This window comes from Chryseobacterium soli, assembly GCF_000737705.1.
Classification (GTDB): domain Bacteria; phylum Bacteroidota; class Bacteroidia; order Flavobacteriales; family Weeksellaceae; genus Chryseobacterium; species Chryseobacterium soli.
The window spans coordinates 525255-545604 of sequence record NZ_JPRH01000004.1; the positions used below are offsets into that span (position 1 = coordinate 525255).

The window sequence follows — 20350 nt, forward strand, 5'->3', positions numbered from 1 at the left end:
TATTTCTTGATTCTTTGTTAATTATTCTTTTTTTAAACGCAAAGGCGCAAAAATGTTGTCTGCTGGATGTGTTTAGGCGCAAAGGCGCTTCGCTTGATGAAGAATACTGCTCAAGCCATATAAAGCAAACCGTCATTGCGAGGAACGGAGAGACGAAGCAATCTCTTTTTTGTCTTAAACGCAAAAGTCTGAAAGGTTGTGCTTATAGTTGATGAGATGGATTTACCTTTCGTTCGCAATGACGGTAGTAGTAATTACGTTGAGTCTCCTAGCCCCGATAGCAGCGGTTACCCCACAGCAGGCGATGGAAAAAAGGATTGGCGCGAGGAGTATGAGCGGATAGCGGGAGTAAGCTTCTTATAATTTCTCAGATTGTTTTCAGATTGTTTTCAGATTGTTTTCAGATTATTTTTTTTGCATACTTCCGATAAAAAAAATTCAGGCTCGGGAAGCAAAGCTTCCCGAGCCTGAATTAAACAATTTCAATTTAGTTTTTACGAATTATGCTTCGCACGTATTCTCTTTTCTGCAGCATTTTGAAGCAAATTCTTTTTTGAATTTTCCTTTCAGCTCCTGATACTCCTCATCATTCATTTCTCTGATCTTATCTGCAAGTCCGAAAGGAGATCTTTCTTTAATTCCGTATTCGTTAAAAATACCTTTTATAAATCTTTTTCTTTCTGCCATTTTTTTAGCAACCAATGCTACACCTACTACGGCTAATGCTCCAAGAGCACCTTTTAATACTGAATTTTTCATTTTTTTCGAATTTTAAATTTTACTACTTCTTGTTTTTTATATAGACGAATAAGTTTAAATTTTACTTTACTACTTCTTTACAATTTTTAAAATTATTCGTTAGTTCTGTTGTTTCTGTTAAAGAATCCGCCTGAGCATCTGTCTTTCCAGACTTCTTTGAATTTTTCACGCTCTTCGGGAGATAAACTCATCATTTTTTCCCGCATCATTTTTTTCTCTTTAAAATCTCTCATTCCTTTTCCAAAATGGAAGCCTCCAAAAAGAATTTTACTTAAAATCAATATCCCCATGGCCTGCCAATAAGTTATCGATTTCACCCCTAAAATATCGGGAAGCAGACAGTTCCAAAGAGCCATGACGATCCATGTAACTCCCAGTAAGATTAACGGCGGACATAAGAATAAAAAAATCCAGCCTTTTTTGTGTTTATTATGATTCATACCTTTCTTTTTACTAACTATTTAAATCTTCGTATAATTTTCTCAGCCTGTTTCTTAAGTGCTTCACAGCATAGTTTTTTCTGCTGATAATCGTTTTGATATTTTCGCCCTGTTCATCAGCTATTTCCTGAAGCGTCCTGTCATTCAATTCGTTTTCGACGTATACCAGTCTTTGTTTTTCCGGCAATTCATCCAAAGCTTCAAAAAGCTTTTTCCAGATTTCATCCTGAAACATTTTCACTTCTGGGCCTGCACTTTCATCCAGCAAAAGAATATCTTTTATAGAAAAGCTGCCATCTTCGTCCTCATATACAAAATCTTCAAGGTTTTCCGTCTTCTTTTTGCGATACTTGTCCGTAATTTTATTGGCAGTAACTCTATATAACCAGCCGCCAACATTTACAATCTCGGAAAGATTGGTAAGACTGCTGAACTGGTACCACACTTCCTGCAGAATATCTTCCGCATCTTCCGTGTTTTTCACTTTTGGACGAATATAGGACATCAGCTTTCCGCCGTACTTTGAAACGGTTTGCGAGATGATACTTTCTTTCTCCTTCTGTGGCATTGTTATTTTTTCGACAACCTCCATATTGCTATGACGATCGATCTTTTGGTTTTACTTTAATAAATGTAAAGTATTTTTTTACAATAGTCAATTTTTCTTTTGTTTACAGCACATAATAGCACTTTATATTTTTTTAGGAAGCCATTCCTGCTATCCGTTTTTACTCCTCGCGCCAAGCCTTTCCCTTTGCTTGCTGTGGGGTACCGCTTCTATCAGGGCTAGGGAATCGACAGAGTTATAAGAGTCAAGAACTAAGAACTAAGAACTAAAAACCAAACACCAACAACCATACACAATCAACCATAAACCAACACCAGACAACAGACAATAAAAAAAACGGAAAGTAAATACTTCCCGCTCTGTTATTATTGCATTCCGCAATGTATTATTTAGCTTAAATAGATTCCAAAATACCAGGTCCATGCAATTAAAATAATCTGCATCGGAATTCTTTCTTTATAAAGATAGGTCATCCCCGGTCCTGTATAATCTCCTTTGAAAATATTGATGTTTTTCTTTGATGAATTAATATTGGCTACAAAAACCAATATATAAAAAATAATCAGTAGTATAGCGGTTATTTCACGGATTGAAGGAATCATCAACCCAATACCTGCCGCAATTTCTATAAAGCCTGTAGCGTATACCCAAAACATTTTTGCCGGCATAAAATCCGGAATCATCATCGCCATTCCTTTTTGAAATTTAAAATGAGAGAGGCCTGTAAAAATGATGAAGACCGCCATCCCAAGATTTCCGGAAAATAAAAAATTCCAGTTTCCCTGAACAATAGTTGTTCCCAGCAAAGCCAAAAGAAAAGTACCGAACAGAATGGTTAATAATTTCATAGATGTATTATTTTTAGGGTAATTAAATCCTGAGATGATTTGAAGAAAGAGTAAAGTTAATCAAAATCAGACTTCCCGACCCGGAATTTCCAATGGCATCCATACTATCTGGATTCTTCAGCAAGCTTTTTTACCACTTCCAGCCCTTTTGTAAAACCTGTATTCATAAATTCCTGCCAGTTTTTTTCGACCTGTACTTCAGTGTGAAGCTTGGTTTGGCCATCAAAATCAATCAGAATATACTTTTCAAAAGCTCCGCTCCATTGCTTGACTTCCATGCTTTCGGTATCTTCCACTCCATCCTTCACCATTCCTAAGTGTTTAAAAATAATTTGATTCGGTTCATCTATATTATCAATGGTGGAAACCATACCATCTCCTTTTGCATCAACAAAATAGGTTTTCCCATCTACTTTCCAGTCGGATTTCATAACAGTAGATCCCGCCCCGAAAAACTGGGTCCATTCGCTGTATGTTTCCGGTCCCCAAAGAATATCCCATACTTTCTGTGCCGGAGCATTGATTACGATTTCATATGATAATGTTTCCATAATTTTGATTTGATGATTTAATTATTTTTTCAATCACAAAAGCATTCATTTTAAAGTTATGCTTTTATCAAAGAGTTTTCTCTACAATTTAGAGCTGATTTTCTGAAAGATTTTTAATAATTCCCAAGGCTTTTGGAAAGTTTTCCTCGAAAAAATCTTTAAATTCTGCAGGTGTCTGAATTGTACATGTTAAAGTGGTCCCACTTTCGGTTTCCTCTAAAATATAGGTTTCAGTAGCTTCACCCCATTCCTGAGGAGCTTCCACTCCATCATAGATTTCACCAAGATGCAGAAATTTCATTTCTTTTCCCGGTTCGTTTTTCTCAACCCGGCTGTACATTCCGTTGTTTTTGGGGTCAAAAAATTTCACAATACTTCCTTCTTCAAGAGTTCCTTCATAAAAAGAACCTTCCGTAAAAGCGGTTGTCCATTGTCTGTATGTAATATCGCCCCAAAGTACACCCCATATCCTTTCCGGTGCTGCCTCTATTTCAATTTCATAAGATAATGTTTCCATGTTTGTCGTTTATTATTTAAATGAATCCCTTACAGGATAATTATGATGTAAAAATATACTGAACAATAAAGGGCCCAATTAGTGTTTCACCGTTTAATTTTAGGTAATTATATACAATTTTACATTAGCCCTGCCATCTTCTTCTTATTATTATGACTCTGTCATTCTGAATGTAACGTAGTGAAATGAAGAATCTAAGCGATCATGAGATTCTTCCTTCGTCAGAATGACAGTGGTGTAAAATTGTATATGGTCTCCTTATTTTACAATTAACCACCCACAAAATCTCCGCCGTTGATATGAATGATTTCGCCTGTAATGTAAGTGGCATCATCAGAAGCCAGAAAAACATAAGCCGGTGCCACTTCAGAAGGCTGCCCTGCCCGTTTTAACGGAGTGTCTTTTCCAAATGTTGAAAGCGTATCGAACGTTTTCTTTACCAAAGGCGTCCAGATGGGTCCCGGAGCAACTCCATTGACCAGGATTTTCTTTTCTGCAAGGTTAACGGCCAACGACCGAATAAAAGTTGCAATGGCTCCTTTTGTAGCAGAATAATCAAGTAAATGATCACTTCCGCGATAGGCCGTAACAGAAGTCGTACAGATAATTCTTCCGCCTTTATTCATAAGGGCAAGAAAATTCCTTGTAAAAGAAATCATGGAAATGATATTGACATTAAAGGTCTCCTGTATCTGGTGATCCGATATGTTTTCAATATCATTCTTTGGAAACTGAACGCCGGCATTATTAACTAAAATATCCAGGGTTTTCCATTCTTTTTTTATTTTCTGTACACATTTTGTACGGAAAGCAGCTTTTGAAATATCGCCTTTTATCAGAATGCATTTTCCGCCTTCTTTTTCCACGAGCTTCAAGGTTTCTTTAGCATCTTTGTCACTTTCTTTATATACAACAGCAATATCCGCTCCTTCTCTTGCAAAGTGAACGGCTACTGCCTGCCCTATTCCGCTGTCACCTCCGGAAATAAGCGCTTTTTTATTGGCCAGTTTTTGGCTTCCCCGATAGTTTTCACGAATAATCTCGGGAAATAAACCATCTTTGGGTACTTTTGATTTAGATTGTGACTTGTTCTGTGTCTTCATAGGCAAATCTATTTTCTAAACAAACATCAAACAGCAAGCCGAAATGTATTAAGCGTTATAAGCTTCTTCTAAATCTTTAATGATAATTTTCTGCATTTTCATCATTGCCTGAACAACTTGCTGAGATTTTTCCTGATCAGCATCATTCATCAGTTGAATCAGTTTTTTAGGAACAATCTGCCAGCTGAATCCGTATTTATCTTTTAACCAGCCGCACATACTTTCTCTTCCACCGCCAGAAATCAAGGTATTCCATAAATGATCGGTTTCTTCCTGATCATCCGTCATGATCACCATTGAAATTCCTTCATTAAAATCAAAGGCGTGGTCATAGGAATTATCCATACAAAATAAGCTATATCCGTCGATCACAAAATGAGCATGCTGAACATTTTCAAGAACTTCATTAGGTTCACCCCCATCTTTATAATGTAAAATATTTCCTATTTTAGAATTCGGGAAGGTTTGAGTATAAAACTCCATGGCTTCCTTGGCTTTTCCATTATTCTGATGAATAAACATGAGTGTCGGCACTAATTTCTGTTCATCAGCTTTTTCTCCTAAAAACAGCTGCCATGTCGTACCAAACCGGTCTTTTACCCAACCGTATTTTTTGCTCCAAGGATAAGAATCCAGGGCCATTAAAGCCATTCCACCTTCTAATAACTGATCCCAATATTGCTGAACCTCATCTTCTGTATCACAAATGACCATAAAAGAAACGGAAGCATTTTTTTCAAAGTGTGGTCCACCGTTCAAAAGCATCAGTTTTTGGCCAAAAAGATCAATATTCACCACTACCGGTGTGTCGGCAGTAATGGTTCCGCCAAATATTTTACAGTACAATGCAGCAGCTTCGCCTGCATCTCCATCATGCCAGAGACATGGAAAAATATCGTTATTCATAATTTTTAAAATTTAAGGGGTGAATTTTTTTCAAATAACCGGTGTTATTTTATTTTTTCATTCTTTTTAAAGGAAAGATGATTTTCTTTCATGTGGTTTTTCAGCTTTTCCATAGCATTCTTTCCGAAGCCATGAAACTGCATGATTTCTTCTTCAGAATAATCTGATAATTTTTCCAAAGAATCAATTTTTTCTGTTTCTAAAGCCCTTCTTGCAGGAGATGCAATGATTCCTTGCAAAAAATTTCCTCTAACAACATGATCAACAGCATACATGGAGCTTAAACATTTTGCCATTATGATTAAATTTATCATGACTGTTGCAGAGTTTTTTAGTGGTTTTCAACGTATTTATGGAAATTGTTGAGAATAGCATACCAGCCTTCCCGCTGCATTTCCACGGAATTTTGTTTTTCAGGATCGAAAATTTCGGTTACTTTCGTCGTGTTTTCGTCAATGGCGTTAAAAATAACGTCTACTTTTCTCCCGTCTTCAAGATGGTATTGTATTTTCTCGTGGGGAATGACTTCATCATAAATTCCTTCAAAATCAAATCCAAAACTGCCATCTTTCGCCTCCATTCGGGTTTTGAATTTTCCGCCTACCCTCAAATCGTTTTCAGAACTTGGGCACTGCCAGCTTTCATGGGCAAAATTCCATTTAGTGATATGTTTCGGCTCGTTGAAATAATTCCAAACCTTTTCCACAGGGGCTAAAATCGTAATGTCTATTGTAATTGGATCCATCGTTCTTTTATTTTAATTGTTCAGTGAAAGGGTAACCAAAAACAGTTACCCTTCTATAATAATTTAGATAAATATAAGATTATTTTGTATATTCTTCATTATAGTTCACCATCCAATGAACCCCGTATTTATCCTGAAAGCTTCCAAAGTAATCTCCCCAAAACTGGTCTTCAATCGGCATTTCTACGTTTCCGCCTTCAGAAAGTCCTTTAAAAAGCCTGTCTGCTTCTTCTTTGGATTCAGGGAAAATAGATACGTAGTTGTTATTTCCAACGGTTAGGCTTTGCCCGAATTCCGGGACAATGTCAGACGCCATTAATAGGTCTCCGCCGATGGGAAGGGCAATGTGCATTACTCTGTTTTTTGCTTCTTCAGATAAATTTTCGGTACCGGGAGCATTTCCCATTTTATGTATTTCACCATGGAATTCACCGCCGAAAACAGATTTGTAAAAAGTGAATGCTTCTTCTGCTGTACCATCAAAATTGAGGTACGGATTTAATTTAGCCATGCTATTTGTTTTTAAAAGTTTGTATTAATTGTAGTTATAGCGCACAATGCGTAAAGTCTTTGCGACAACTCTTATTATAAGCTGGAAGAATCCAGAGATTTTTTACTTGTTTAAAAATTTCTCTATCTCGGAAACCGTCAGGTCTATTAAATTACTGTCAACATTTCCTTCGAAATCCGCCATCATATAGGAGCCATGGGTAGCCGGCAGAATCATGAGTTGAGCATCGGAAATCAGGCACCACATCTCAACAGTATGTTCAGGTTTCATCACATCTTTATCTCCTGAGATCAATAATGTGGGTACTTCTATCGACGTTAAAATTGTATTATCCCAATCTTCAAAATTCTGCATCCTTTTGCAGTCTTTATCAAAGAGGTTTTCGAGTTTTGAAAAGTCCGGATTTTGGTTTAAAAAATTGATTTTAAGTGGTTCAGGCATTGATTCGAATGTAGCGTTTTGCATACTTTCAAAAAATCCGTCTATCATTCCGTTTTTTTTATAAAATGAAGAAGCTATAATCAGTTTCTCCACCTTCGCGGGATAAAGATGCGCAACCTGCATCACGGTATTCCCACCATTGCTGAATCCCCAAAATGAGGCTTTGTCAATTTCCAGTTCTTTCAAAAGGGCAGCAATATCATGGGCATCCTGTTCAAAAGTCTCCGGGATATCGCGATGTTCTGTCATTCCATGATTCTGGAGATCAATTCCAATGAGCTGAAATTTGTCTTGTAACCGTTCTATGGCTTCTTTAAAATCAAACAGCATCGAAGAACCGCCACCATGAATTAATACCAACGGCCTTCCGGAACCATAGATTTCATAATACATCTGAATACCATTAACCTTTTTGTATCCTTTTTCCAGAGGATTCATGATTTAATAGTTAAGGTTTTTATCAAAATCATATTTCATCCCTTCGTACCCGAGAATTCTACGCATCAGCCCGATTTGTCCGCACAGATAATCTTCACGACCAATACACATTCCAACGAAGTTTAAGATATTTTCTGGGAAAAAATCTATATTCATTCCCATGGGAAAGGCTTTTTCCAGCTCTTCATCGGTAGCAGCAAGCAACTTCTGATAAACAAGAGGTGAAATTTTATGAAATTCATCTTTAAGCTGCTGCAGAGAAGGATATGTAAAACTTTCATCCAGGGCTTTCCCCTGAAAGAAAAAATCTTTATACTCAAATTCTTCGTTCAGCCCAAGTACATTTCCGAGTGCATAGCGCATGTCGAGAAAATTGCCGGCCATCCATATGATATGATTGGTTCTGCCTTCAATTCTTTTGAGTGCATTTTCTTCAGAAATTCCATCGAGGACCAACAGAAAACTTTGGCTGTGTCCTCGAAAAGCAGGAATAATAATGTCTAATTTTTTTGAAGTTGGTGTGTCCATTTTTTTGATTTGGTTGATTAAATTTCTCGCTGATTGTGCAGATTAAGCAGATTTTTTTTGAGCTTAATCCCAATTAATGAATTTACATTTTACAGATTGTACAATCTTTGAAAGTAATTCTCCTTTATTTTATCGCTCCAGATTTCCCGAGAATTCTTCTTAGATAACCGAATTGACCACTGTGGTAAATTTCGTGAAGAGATAATCCTGATACATCATTAATTATTGCAGCATCAATGTTTTCAAGACTGTTCAGTTTTGCTTCAAACTTATCCTGGGATTTTTTCAGATAAGACTTTAAATCTTCGAAACTTATAAACTCATCTTTTCTGTTCAAAGGAATTTCTCCCCTGTTGTAGCATGAAAATTGATCATTATCCCAAACAGATTCTTCACCTAAAACATTCAAAAAAGCATTTCTTATATAAATTAAATGTCCTAAAATCCAATTCATACAATTAGCATCACCATTGGGAAAAATCATTGATTCTTCGTTTGAAATATCATTAATATTCATCGAAATTACTTTGTAATTACTCGATATCAGATATTTTATAATGGTAATATCATTTGATTGTGCTTCCATTTGATTATCCTTGAGGAAGTTGAGAAAGATCTGCAAACGTTACATTCCAGCCATGTCCGTTGATGTCCCAAAAAGAATTTTGATACATCCATCCATAGTCCTGTGGTTCTTCGTGCTGATGAGCTCCGTTTTCAACCGCAGCATGTACCACCTGGTCAACTTCTTCACGGCTGTTGAGTCCTATGGCTACCAAAACCTGAGTGGTATCCCCTTTGGGAACAGGTCTTTCAGAAAAAGTCTGAAAATACTCTTCTGTCAAAAACATGACATAAATATTGTCATTCATCACTACACAAACTGCTTTTTCATCTGAAAATTGTTCGTTGATGGTAAATCCCAGTTTTGTCCAGAATTCTTTTGTTTTCTGAATGTCTTTCACGGGAAGATTCACATAGATTTGATTGATTTTCATTTTGTAATTTTTAATGTTAAACTTTTAACCAAAATTACCAAGTCGTTACGGATATCTACTTGTCATAAGACAAGATTTAATTTTTCTTTGGATGGGAAACCAATTCTTTGCGGATTCTGCTTAAAGAAGTATCTGTAACGCCTAAGTAGGAGGCAATCTGTTTTAAAGGGGCAAACTGTACAACCTGAGCTTTTTGTTCTAAAAGATTGAGATAGCGTTTGGTGGCAGAAAGGGTGAACATTTCTACAGATCGCTGCTTATAGGTAAAAAGTTCTTTGGACATCCATGATCTTCCCCATTCCCGAAGATTGGGAATTTTATGAAATAAGTCCTGAAAAGTATCATAGTCTAACCGATAGCACTCACAATCGGTAATACAAACGATATTTTCCTGAGAGGGGATTCTCTGGAAAAGTGATAAAACCTCAATAATAATTTCATTGTCTGCAAAGAAATGGGTGGTTACTTCATTTCCGTTAAAATCATTGACAAAAGATCTGGCCAGCCCTTTTTCCAGAATGTAATATTCATTGGCCGTTTTTCCTTCTTCAAGAATATACTCTCCTTTTTGAAAGGTTACCTTTTCATGTGCCTGGAATATTTCATCAAGCTCATCATGCATAAAAAACGGAAAATCATAACATATATCTAAGGCTTTACTATTCATCAGGTGAGTATTTTATACGGTTTTAAAATTATCATTTTTATTGGAATTAGTGAGAGAAATCACAAATAAATTCATAAAGCATTGCTGGCATGGGCAGACAGCACAGAGGATGATATTCCCAACACTCTTTTTCACCTTATCATACATTCTGCAATTCCCCAATTTCTTTCATCCATTTTAAAATAAAAAATAATTGTCCCTTTATATCATTGAATAATAGTCTGATGAATCTTAATTTCTGTTATGTTTAGGTACCTGAAAGCATTTTACCTGAGCCTTCTATAATAGTCATAAAACATTTCAATCAAATAACTGACTTATATAAAGAGAAGTGCACTGTATTTGCTTATCCTTAATGTCAAAAAAATATAACCGTTAAACAAACAACATATATACTATGAATATATTATTCGTCATTACTTCCCACGACCAACTGGGAAACACGGGACGTAAAACAGGCTTCTGGGTAGAAGAATTTGCAGCTCCTTATTATACTTTTAAAGATAATGGGTATTCCATTACCATCGCCACACCAAAAGGAGGCCAGGCTCCCATAGACCCAAGTAGTGAAGCAGAATCTGCTCAGACAGAAGCTACTGAACGCTATTATAAAGATCAGGAAACCCAAAATCTTATTGCCCACACTCATCCATTATCAGAAATGAAAGCATCTGATTTTGATGCTGTTTTTTATCCTGGAGGTCATGGCCCGCTTTGGGATCTGGCCAATGATAAAGATTCGGCAAAACTTATTTTGGACTTTTACAACAGCAGGAAACCTGTAGGAGCCGTTTGTCATGCTCCAGGAGTATTTAAGAATGTAACATTTGAAAATGGAGATCCTTTCGTTAAAGGAAAAAATGTAACCGGTTTTTCAAATTCCGAAGAAGAAGCTGTACAGCTTACTGAAGTTGTTCCTTTTCTGGTAGAAGATGAATTACAAAAACTGGGTGGTCATTATACCAAAGGTGCTGACTGGGGAGTACACGTTGTGGAAGACGGCCTGTTGATTACCGGTCAGAATCCAGCCTCTTCAGAAGCAGTAGCAGAAAAAATAATGTCCCTTTTAAAAAAATAAATCCTAAGAATGAATACTGAACAAACCCAACATATTACCAATCTTTTTCAAAGTCAAAAGAAGTTTTTTGTGTCCCGTCAAACACAATCTATTGATTTTAGAATCAAACAGCTGGAACGTTTTAAAAAGGTTTTATCTGAACATACGGATGAAATTTGTGATGCATTATATACTGATCTGGGAAAAAGCAGGCAGGAAGCAGAATACGCTGAGATAAAATTAGTAGTTGATGAATTAGACTACTGTATTGCAAATCTTGAAGCGTGGGCAAAACCTGTTGAAATGCCAACGGTTACCCATTCTTCCGGGAATGAAATGCTGAGCAGAATTATCCATCAGCCGTATGGTGTTGTATACATTGTAGGTCCTTTTAATTATCCGGTACAATTGACATTCAGTCCTTTAGTAGGCGCTTTAATGGCCGGGAATACTGCAATCATTAAACCATCGGAAAATACTCCGCATGTAGCCAGTGTTATTGAAAAGATTGTAAAAGAAGCTTTCACTCCTGAGTATGTCTCCGTAGTTCAGGGTGCCATTGAAGAAAACACATTGCTGCTAAGCCTGGACTTTGACTATATTTTCTTTACGGGAAGTCCTAATGTCGGAAAAATCGTTATGAAAGCAGCTGCTGAAAAGCTCATTCCGCTAACGCTTGAGCTGGGTGGAAAATCACCAACGATTGTTCATAAAGATGCAGATCTTAATAAAACAGTTGAAAGAATTGCCAGAGGTAAATGGATGAACTGCGGGCAGACCTGTGTAGCTCCGGATTATATTTATGTCCATGAATCTATAAAAGATGAGCTTATTCAAAGACTTAAAGCCCATTTAGATAAAACGTATCCGGATACTTCGTTAGGGAAAATCGGTAAAATTGTTTCTCAACAACAGGTTAAAAATCTTGCAGGCTATTTAACCGCAGCGCAGGATAAAGTAGTCTATGGAGGAAATTATGATCTTGAAACCCGTCATTTTGAAGCCATCATCATGGATCATGTAACCTGGGATGATGCTGTAATGCAGCAGGAAATCTTTGGTCCTATCCTACCGTTTTTAACGTATACTGATATTGAAACCGTTTTGGATGAAATTAATTCCAGACCAAAACCATTGGCATTATATGTATTTTCAGAAGACAGCAATTTTGCAGCCGATGTGTTGAACAGAACTACAAGCGGAGATGCTGAGATCAACAGTACCCTTATTCATGTTGGAGTACATTTTCTGCCGTTTGGTGGGGTTGGAACCTCCGGAATGGGGAAATACCATGGGAAGTACAGCTTTGAGACCTTTAGCCATGCACGGTCTGTGTTGGAGTTGAAATAATAATATTAGCCTTGTGAATCTTTATTTGCAAGGCTTTTTATTTGGAACTTATTCTCAAATGGAAAGATTTAACTTAAAAAGTAAAGTGGTTTATATTTTATAACCACAGGTTTCACAAATTTGCACAGATGAGTATGTTAAACTCTCGCGGATTATGCTAATTAATCAGATTTTTTACTTAGGTGAACTTATTATGCGCAATCATTTAAACTTAAAAAACTAAAGTGCTTTAAAACTTTTGTGACTTTTGTAGTTTACATTTTCTATAACCACAGATTTCTCAGATTTACACAGATGATCATGGTAAATTCTTGCAGGTGATATGATATTTAAAACAAAGACAGCTGAATGTCGTTCGGTTTTTTAGGTTTTACGGCATCTCCGAAAACGGTTTTTCCACCAAATTTCCATGAATTCTGTCTTTCTTCTTCTATCACTTGTTGGATATCGAAATCCGGAGTGAAATCTTTTTCTGTTTCAGCAACAATCTGATGGAGTTTGTTCAAAGTTTTCAATTTGTCAGAATTTCCCAATTTCGATTTTTCAATACCTGTTCTGAGAATCTGAATACTTTCATCATATACATTGGTCGGAACCGGAAACGGGTGTCCGTCTTTTCCACCATGGGCAAAAGAAAACCGTGCAGGATCATTAAATCTTGACGGTGCTCCGTGTATCACTTCACTTACCAACGCCAACGACTGCATGGTTCTGGGTCCTACTCCTTCCAATAACAACAGGTCCTCAAAGTTTTGAGGCTGCTGCTCGCGGGTAACATAAAGCAAAGCTCCCAATCTTTTCAGATCAACATCTGAAGCCCGGACATCATGATGCGCCGGCAGAATCAGTCTTGAAAAATCATTCATGATTTCTGCAGAATCGGTGTGAGAAATATCCAGAATACCTTTACGGTTGTCAGAGGCCTGCGCATCGGTAAGATTAAGGATTCGTCCTCTGGAAATCCCGTTGATTCCTGTATGAGGCTCTTCAATAAATGATTTTATATTTCCTGAGTGCCAATGGTAACGTCTTGCCGTACCGTCTGATTCGTGCATTCCCTGCTGAACAACACTCCAGTTCCCGTTATCAGCCAGAATAAAATTATGCAGGTACAATTGATATCCGTCCTGAATGGCTGTATTATCCACTTTTGCTGAAAGTTTACTGGCTTTTACGAGTTCTGTTCCATTTAACCCTGTTTTATCAGCAATCTGAATCAGTTCTGACGGAGTTTCTCTTGAGAATTTGCCCTTTCCACCACAGATATAAATTCCAAGCGATTGTGAATTGGGATTGATTGAGCGTTTCAAGGCGCCCATCACAGAGGTTGTGATTCCAGAGGAATGCCAATCCATCCCCATTACAGCACCGAAACACTGAAACCAAAATGGATCTGCCAACCGCCTTAGAACCTCATCTTTCCCGTAATCCATTAAGATCACTTCGATCATGGAAAGTCCGAGAATAGACATACGTTCGTACAGCCATGGCGGTACTTTGCCATAGTGAAGGGGTAAATCTGCTGTTCCTGATCGTTTCATTATTGACTGTAAATTTAGCTTTAATACGGTAAAGTTTTGATGACCTTACTCAATGAAGTTTGAAATACTAAAGTAACGGGAATACCATTCCTTTATTCCGGAGAATACAATTTCAAATCCTGATGTTTGACGGTATCAAATTTTTCATTGAAAATAACTTTATTTCCGAAGGGATCATGTACGGTAAAGGATATGGCATCATAAAATGTTTTTTCAAGTCCGGGACGGTTGTATTTGTAGTTTTTATCAATCAGTTGCTGATGATAATCCGCTACGCCTTCACCCAATATAAACACACTGCTTCCAGGAGTTGAATCCCCGTGATGTTCGCTTAAATGAAAAATGATATTGCCTTTTTTCACTTCCATATAAACGGGAGTATGGTCTTCGAAACGGTGTTCCCACATGATTTCAAAACCTAACCAATCGATATAGAATTCAATTGTTTTTTGGTAATCAAAAATTCTGAGAACCGGGATAATCTGTTCAGCTTTCATTGGATTTTACATTTTTAATGAGAAAGGATATTTACTATTTTTCCAAATGGGTCACGGACAAAGAATCTCCGGACTCCCCAGTCTTCATCAGTAATGTCATATGTTATTTCAAAACCGGAGGCCTTCATTTGTTCGTACACCTGATTCACTTCATCAACCTCAATGGAAAGATCCGGAACTTCGGTGTCATTACCACCCTGAACCGCAAAGCTGATCTGAACCTTTGCAGTTTCATCATTTCCAAATGTCCTGATCCATCCGTGATCCATCAGGAGTTCAAGTCCAAGTATCCGGTGATAAAATTCATCAGCTTTTGACAGGTCATCTGTCTGTATATTGGCTACAATTCTTTTTACCATTTCAAAAAAATTAGAAATTCTTACTGCTGAAAAAGCCCTGCAAAATGAAACTTCCACAGGGCTTTATGAAATTTTATGGTTTATTTATTTCAATGCTTCAATGGCTGCAATGTAATTAGGTTCATCTGCAATTTCAGAAACCTGCTCTGTGTATACCACTTTGTTGTCTGCATCCGTTACAATTACTGCACGGCTCAATAACCCCTGCAATGGAGAATCGGTAATAGTTACCTGATAATCGTCTCCGAAACTGCTTCTGAAATCTGAAAGAGTTTCTACGTTATTAAGGCCTTCTGCTGCACAAAATCTACCTAATGCAAATGGTAAATCTTTAGAAACGTTGATTACTACGGCATTATCTAATTTAGAAGCTTCTTCATTGAATTTTCTTGTAGAAGCCGCACACGTTGGAGTATCAATACTTGGAAAAATATTGAACACTTTTTTCTTTCCATCAAAATTTGAAAGCGTTTTTACATTCAATCCTGAATCTACCAGTGCAAAATCGTTAATCGTTGTTCCCACAGATGGTAATGTTCCTATTGTATGTACTTCGTTTCCTTTTAATGTAATATTTGACATAATATATCTTTTTAAGTTTTTCAAATTTACTCAAATTAGATATTTTTTCTATTGAAGTAAAGGTTAAATAATTCTTAAAGTGAAATAAAACATCTGCTTCCTACCATCATACGGTAATCTGAGGAAATCATATGAAAAAACCTGAATGACGGACTTTTTGATATTGATGGTGCCAATATTACTTTTCCCAACCTTACGAGCACTCCGAAAAATCATAAAATTGAATTCACTATAAATTTTGACGGTACCGGAGCGTATGCAATCACACATATATAAATTTAAAGAGGCCTATACCTCTTTTTTTTATGGAAATACCTTTATAAAACAATCATATTTAGTAAATTTGTGAGACTTTAAAAATCAAATAATAAATAACAGTATAATGTCAGACAAATCAAAAATTTATTACACACTTACGGATGAAGCGCCAATGCTGGCAACACACTCATTTTTACCTATCGTAAAGGCATTTACAAAATCAGCAAATATTGAGATCGCAGTTCCGGATATTTCTTTGGCAGGAAGAATTTTAGCCAACTTTCCTGAATTCTTAAAAGATGATCAAAAAATTGATGATGCATTAGCTCAATTGGGCCAGCTTGCTACACAACCTGACGCCAACATTATTAAATTACCCAATATTTCAGCTTCTGCTCCTCAATTGGATGCAGCTATCGCTGAATTACAATCTAAAGGTTTCGCCGTTCCAAATTATCCTGCAGAGCCTAAGAATGACGAAGAGAAAGCGATTAAAGCTAAATATGCTAAAGTATTAGGAAGCGCTGTAAATCCTGTGTTAAGAGAAGGAAATTCTGACAGACGTGCTCCAAAAGCAGTTAAAAACTACGCAAAAGCAAATCCACACAGAATGGGTGACTGGGCTTCTGACAGCAAAACAGATGTTGCCCACATGAATAACGGAGATTTCTATGGTACTGAAACTTCCACAACTCTTGAGAACGCTACGAAATACAAAATTGTTTTCAAAGGAAACGACGGTGCTGAAACTTTATTAAAAGATTTCGCAGGTCTTCAGGCTGGAGAAGTTATTGACTCTTCTGTAATGAACCTGAATACTTTAAGAACTTTCGTACAGGAAGCTATCGAAGAAGCTAAAAGCAAAAACGTACTTCTTTCTGCACACTTAAAAGCTACGATGATGAAGATCTCTGATCCTATTATTTTCGGAGCTATTGTAGAAACGTTCTTTAAAGATGTATTTACTAAATATGCTGAGACATTTAAGTCTTTAGATGTTAATCCTAACAACGGTCTTGCCGATCTTTTTGATAAAATCAAAGGAAATGCTCAGGAAGCTGACATTAAAGCAGACATTGAAACGGCTTTAGCAAACGGACCAAGAGTAGCTATGGTAAATTCTGACAAAGGAATTACCAACTTCCACGTTCCTTCTGATATTATTGTTGATGCATCTATGGCTGCTTTAGTAAGAGGTGGAGGTAAAATGTGGAACAAAGAAGGGAAAGAGGAAGATACGGTTTGTATCATTCCAGACCGTTCTTATGCAGGTTTCTATCAGTCTGTAATCGATGATATGAAAGCTCACGGTAAACTGGACCCTACAACTATGGGATCTGTTCCTAACGTTGGTTTAATGGCTCAAAAAGCTGAAGAATATGGATCTCACGATAAAACATTCCAGGCTGCTGCAGACGGAACGATTGAAGTTCAGGATGAAGCCGGAAACGTTCTTCTTTCTCAAAAGGTAGAAAAAAGCGATATCTTCAGAATGTGTCAGACTAAAGATGCTCCTATTCAGGACTGGGTAAAATTAGCAGTGAACAGATCAAGATTATCTGATACTCCGGCTATTTTCTGGTTAGACAAAGGAAGAGCTCACGACAGAGAGATCATCAAAAAAGTTGAAAAATATCTTAAAGATTACGATACTGCAGGATTAGACATCAAAATTCTTGATGTAAAAGATGCAATGACTGAAACGTTGAAAAGAGCAAGAGAAGGAAAAGATACTATTTCTGTTTCAGGAAATGTATTGAGAGATTACTTAACTGACCTGTTCCCAATTTTAGAGCTTGGAACTTCTGCAAAAATGCTTTCTATCGTTCCATTGATGAACGGAGGTGGTTTATTCGAAACAGGAGCTGGTGGTTCTGCTCCAAAACATGTTGAGCAGTTCCTGGAAGAAGGATACTTAAGATGGGATTCATTAGGAGAATTCTTAGCATTACAGGCATCTTTAGAGCATTTGGCACAAACTCAGGGGAATACAAAAGCTCAGGTGTTAGCAGATGCATTAGACGAGGCAAACGCTAAATTCCTTGCTACAGACAAATCTCCGGCAAGAAAAGTTGGACAAATTGATAACAGAGGTTCTCACTTCTATTTAGCAATGTACTGGGCTGAAGCGCTGGCAAACCAAACTGTTGATGCTGAATTAGCAGCTCAATTTGCTCCGGTTGCAGAAGCAATGCAGGAAAATGAAGAAGTTATTAATTCTGAATTAATTGGTGCTCAAGGTAAGCCTCAAAACATTGATGGTTACTACAAAACTGATACATACAAAACGTATGAAGCAATGAGACCAAGCACAGTTTTAAATGAAATTGTTGACGGAATCTAATTGTCAACATTCACATATATAAAAAAGCACCTTTTCAGGTGCTTTTTTGTTTTTACTATAAATTTAGGCTAAAGCCATTGGAATTTATAAAAGCAGAACGGACTAAAGTCCGTTTCTATTGAATATTCTTGATGGATTCCGTAATGGTTTATTCTGATTAATTCGTGAAACTTTCTGCGATCCATTCAAACTCATTATTCTTGGTTTTTGTAAAACCGAGTCCCGGCCATGGCAAATGGTATGATAAAGCTCTTGTTTTTGTCTCTGCTAATTGTTTAAGCAGTTTTTTACGGGATGCTATAGCAATGTCTAAATCGGTATCTCCAAAATAGCCCCATTCCGGGTGAGGAAATAAGATCACATCAGAATGTATCAAATCTGCAATATACAACAGCTTTTCTGTGCCAGATGCAATAGCAACCGTTGTCAATCCCGGAGTATGGCCCGGCGCTAACTGAAAACTGAAATTTTCATACAGCGTTTTATCCAGTTCATAAAACTTTAGTTTCGGCTTTATGAGTTTTAATACTTTCTGAATGGAAGGAATAATCTGTTGAATCACTTCCGGATATTTACTCAGTTCGCTATTTTTAAAATCTTTAGCACTAGCCTGCATCCAAAAATCATATTCAATTCTTGAAATAAAAAGATTGGCATTGGGGAAAACCAATTTATCCTGCTTATCTACAACTCCGCCAATATGATCAGGATGCGCATGGGAAATAAATACATCTGTAATTTCTGCCGGAGAAAAACCTGCTTTTTTCAAGCTTTTCAGTACAAATCCGGTTCTTTCATCAGCAAAAATACCCATTCCTGTATCCATAAGAATCAGGCGGTTCTTTGTTTTGACAAGGAGTACATTCATTGCCATGTCAATATACTCCTCGGAACGGAAGCTATCTTTGAGAAGTGCCTTCAGTTCAGAAAGATTTCCTCGCGGAGCAAAAGATTTCAAATTTTTCTCATGGATATAACCATCAGTAAGGATAAACAACTCTAAGTCGCCTAATTGAACCTTTTTATATCCTGAAAGATCATCTTCAGAAGAGGATGAAAGTTCTTTGGTTTCAGCAAAAGTATTTGAAAATGGAATGATACTGAACGCTCCTGCGAGCAATCCGGTTTTTAAAAGTTCTCTTCTATTCATAATGTATGTGTTTTTTTATTTTTATGATCATTACAATAAGCAGATCCTACATTTACAACATGTATTGGTTGGAAATCTAAGGATGTATAAAAATGGCTATTTCAACTATAATATCAGTATAAAATCCAGATTCCCAATATCAGTTATCGGGAATCTAAATTTTATTGTTTTTTTAATTATTAACCAATTTCATAGAGCCTTCGCTGTATCTTTCTCCAATATTAGGGTATTTTTTCAGGATAGCATCAATGGTTTGTAAATCGTCCTGAGAAAGATCAATATTCACTGCTGCAATATTTTCTTCCAAATACTTAATACGTTTGGTTCCCGGAATCGGAATAATATCATCTCCCTGGTTCAATACCCAGGCAAGTGCCAGTTGTGTCCCTTTTACTCCTTTAGAAGCTGCAAAGTCATTAAATTCCTTAGCCAGATTTCTGTTGTTTTCCAAACTTTCATTCTGATAACGCGGCAGCGATTTTCTGAAATCATCATCACCAAATTTCTCAGTTTCATTGATATTAGCAAAAAGTCCTCTTGCTAACGGTGAATAAGGCACCAACGTAATTCCAAGCTCTCTGATCGTCGGCAAAATCTCTTTTTCAACATCTTTGGTCAGGATAGAATATTCGGACTGTAATGCGGCAATAGGATGAATTGCATTAGCTTTTCTGATAGATTCAGGCGATGCTTCCGATAAACCAAGATATTTAACTTTCCCTGCTTTTACCAGCTCAGCCATTGCTCCTACCGTTTCCTCAACAGGAATATTCGGGTCTACTCTATGCGCATAATAAAGATCTATGGTGTCAATCTTCAATCTTTGAAGACTAAGATCTACAGCCTGCTTGATCCATTCCGGTGAGCCGTCAAAATAAGTTCCCGGAGCTGAACTGTGACTTGCTTTACCATCCATGAATCTAAATCCAAATTTAGTTGCAATGAAAATCTTGTCACGGTTAGGTACCAAAACTTTAGAAATCAGTTTTTCATTTTCTCCATTGGCATACATATCTGCTGTATCCCAAAAATTGACTCCCAGATCAAGAGCTTTGTGTAATGTATTGATGTTTTCCTGTTCATCTGCAGGGCCATAAGCAAAGCTCATTCCCATACATCCCAATCCAATAGCTGATAACTGCTCTCCTGTGTTTCCTAATTTTTTAAATTTCATGATAGTCTGTGATTTTAA

General features: G+C 36.9%; 25 protein-coding genes. 3 read left to right on the top strand and 22 right to left on the bottom strand.

Features of this window, described 5'->3' with window-relative positions; genetic code table 11:
• Positions 1-501: 501 nt before the first annotated feature.
• From IW15_RS12695 to IW15_RS12770, 16 genes are all read right to left on the bottom strand, one after another.
• Complete coding sequence (locus IW15_RS12695; protein WP_034711700.1) at positions 502-759, bottom strand: hypothetical protein; 258 nt, start codon at positions 757-759, stop codon at positions 502-504.
• Positions 760-851: 92 nt separating this feature from the next.
• Positions 852-1199 (bottom strand): hypothetical protein, encoded by a 348-nt coding sequence (locus IW15_RS12700; RefSeq protein WP_034711702.1) that lies wholly within the window; start codon positions 1197-1199, stop codon positions 852-854.
• Positions 1200-1212: 13 nt separating this feature from the next.
• The gene (locus IW15_RS12705) at positions 1213-1767 is read right to left on the bottom strand and encodes an RNA polymerase sigma factor (protein WP_228384362.1); all 555 of its coding nucleotides are present in this window, start codon (positions 1765-1767) and stop codon (positions 1213-1215) included.
• Positions 1768-2156: 389 nt separating this feature from the next.
• Complete coding sequence (locus IW15_RS12710; RefSeq protein WP_034711706.1) at positions 2157-2615, bottom strand: DoxX family protein; 459 nt, start codon at positions 2613-2615, stop codon at positions 2157-2159.
• 104 nt (positions 2616-2719) lie between these two features.
• Entirely contained in the window at positions 2720-3166 is a 447-nt protein-coding gene (locus tag IW15_RS12715) for an SRPBCC family protein (RefSeq protein ID WP_034711707.1), read from the bottom strand.
• 88 nt (positions 3167-3254) lie between these two features.
• Complete coding sequence (locus IW15_RS12720; RefSeq protein ID WP_034711709.1) at positions 3255-3683, bottom strand: SRPBCC family protein; 429 nt, start codon at positions 3681-3683, stop codon at positions 3255-3257.
• 269 nt (positions 3684-3952) lie between these two features.
• Positions 3953-4786, bottom strand: coding sequence for an SDR family oxidoreductase (locus IW15_RS12725; RefSeq protein WP_034711710.1), 834 nt, complete (start codon positions 4784-4786; stop codon positions 3953-3955).
• Between the two features lie 48 nt (positions 4787-4834).
• Positions 4835-5692 carry a VOC family protein gene (locus tag IW15_RS12730; protein WP_034711712.1) on the bottom strand — a complete coding sequence of 286 codons (858 nt, stop codon included), beginning with the start codon at positions 5690-5692 and terminating at the stop codon, positions 4835-4837.
• Positions 5693-5736: 44 nt separating this feature from the next.
• Positions 5737-5988 (bottom strand): helix-hairpin-helix domain-containing protein, encoded by a 252-nt coding sequence (locus tag IW15_RS12735; protein ID WP_228384363.1) that lies wholly within the window; start codon positions 5986-5988, stop codon positions 5737-5739.
• A gap of 35 nt (positions 5989-6023) precedes the next feature.
• Positions 6024-6437: an SRPBCC family protein gene (locus IW15_RS12740; protein WP_034711715.1), complete on the bottom strand. Its 414-nt coding sequence runs from the start codon at positions 6435-6437 to the stop codon at positions 6024-6026.
• Between the two features lie 79 nt (positions 6438-6516).
• Complete coding sequence (locus IW15_RS12745) at positions 6517-6948, bottom strand: VOC family protein (RefSeq protein WP_034711716.1); 432 nt, start codon at positions 6946-6948, stop codon at positions 6517-6519.
• Between the two features lie 102 nt (positions 6949-7050).
• Positions 7051-7827, bottom strand: a complete 777-nt coding sequence (locus IW15_RS12750) for an alpha/beta fold hydrolase (protein WP_034711717.1) — start codon at positions 7825-7827, stop codon at positions 7051-7053.
• 3 nt (positions 7828-7830) lie between these two features.
• On the bottom strand, positions 7831-8355 hold the full coding sequence (locus tag IW15_RS12755; RefSeq protein WP_034711718.1) for a hypothetical protein: 525 nt from the start codon (positions 8353-8355) through the stop codon (positions 7831-7833).
• 124 nt (positions 8356-8479) lie between these two features.
• Entirely contained in the window at positions 8480-8941 is a 462-nt protein-coding gene (locus tag IW15_RS12760; protein WP_034711719.1) for a hypothetical protein, read from the bottom strand.
• A 4-nt stretch (positions 8942-8945) separates the two neighbouring features.
• Positions 8946-9353: a VOC family protein gene (locus IW15_RS12765; RefSeq protein ID WP_034711720.1), complete on the bottom strand. Its 408-nt coding sequence runs from the start codon at positions 9351-9353 to the stop codon at positions 8946-8948.
• A gap of 76 nt (positions 9354-9429) precedes the next feature.
• Positions 9430-10020 carry a Crp/Fnr family transcriptional regulator gene (locus tag IW15_RS12770; RefSeq protein WP_034711721.1) on the bottom strand — a complete coding sequence of 197 codons (591 nt, stop codon included), beginning with the start codon at positions 10018-10020 and terminating at the stop codon, positions 9430-9432.
• A gap of 397 nt (positions 10021-10417) precedes the next feature.
• Between IW15_RS12770 and IW15_RS12775 the strand changes: the two genes are divergently transcribed.
• Both IW15_RS12775 and mdlD read left to right on the top strand, forming a co-directional pair.
• Positions 10418-11098 (top strand): type 1 glutamine amidotransferase domain-containing protein, encoded by a 681-nt coding sequence (locus IW15_RS12775; protein WP_034711723.1) that lies wholly within the window; start codon positions 10418-10420, stop codon positions 11096-11098.
• Positions 11099-11107: 9 nt separating this feature from the next.
• A complete protein-coding gene (gene mdlD, locus IW15_RS12780) occupies positions 11108-12427 on the top strand; it encodes an NAD(P)-dependent benzaldehyde dehydrogenase MdlD (protein ID WP_034711724.1) in 1320 nt (439 codons plus the stop codon).
• Between the two features lie 329 nt (positions 12428-12756).
• Here mdlD and IW15_RS12785 read toward each other — a convergent pair whose 3' ends face one another.
• The 4 genes from IW15_RS12785 to tpx form a co-directional block, all read right to left on the bottom strand.
• Positions 12757-13968, bottom strand: coding sequence for a DUF763 domain-containing protein (locus IW15_RS12785; RefSeq protein ID WP_034711726.1), 1212 nt, complete (start codon positions 13966-13968; stop codon positions 12757-12759).
• A 92-nt stretch (positions 13969-14060) separates the two neighbouring features.
• A complete protein-coding gene (locus tag IW15_RS12790; RefSeq protein ID WP_034711727.1) occupies positions 14061-14465 on the bottom strand; it encodes a glyoxalase superfamily protein in 405 nt (134 codons plus the stop codon).
• A 14-nt stretch (positions 14466-14479) separates the two neighbouring features.
• A complete protein-coding gene (locus tag IW15_RS12795; RefSeq protein ID WP_034711728.1) occupies positions 14480-14824 on the bottom strand; it encodes a VOC family protein in 345 nt (114 codons plus the stop codon).
• 84 nt (positions 14825-14908) lie between these two features.
• Complete coding sequence (tpx, locus tag IW15_RS12800) at positions 14909-15406, bottom strand: thiol peroxidase (protein ID WP_034711730.1); 498 nt, start codon at positions 15404-15406, stop codon at positions 14909-14911.
• 382 nt (positions 15407-15788) lie between these two features.
• Here tpx and IW15_RS12805 point away from each other — a divergent pair, with 382 nt between their 5' ends.
• Positions 15789-18008 carry an NADP-dependent isocitrate dehydrogenase gene (locus IW15_RS12805; RefSeq protein ID WP_034711731.1) on the top strand — a complete coding sequence of 740 codons (2220 nt, stop codon included), beginning with the start codon at positions 15789-15791 and terminating at the stop codon, positions 18006-18008.
• A 157-nt stretch (positions 18009-18165) separates the two neighbouring features.
• Here IW15_RS12805 and IW15_RS12810 read toward each other — a convergent pair whose 3' ends face one another.
• Together IW15_RS12810 and IW15_RS12815 are read right to left on the bottom strand one after the other, a co-directional pair.
• Complete coding sequence (locus tag IW15_RS12810) at positions 18166-19158, bottom strand: MBL fold metallo-hydrolase (protein WP_034711733.1); 993 nt, start codon at positions 19156-19158, stop codon at positions 18166-18168.
• Positions 19159-19330: 172 nt separating this feature from the next.
• Entirely contained in the window at positions 19331-20332 is a 1002-nt protein-coding gene (locus IW15_RS12815) for an aldo/keto reductase (RefSeq protein ID WP_034711735.1), read from the bottom strand.
• Positions 20333-20350: the final 18 nt, after the last annotated feature.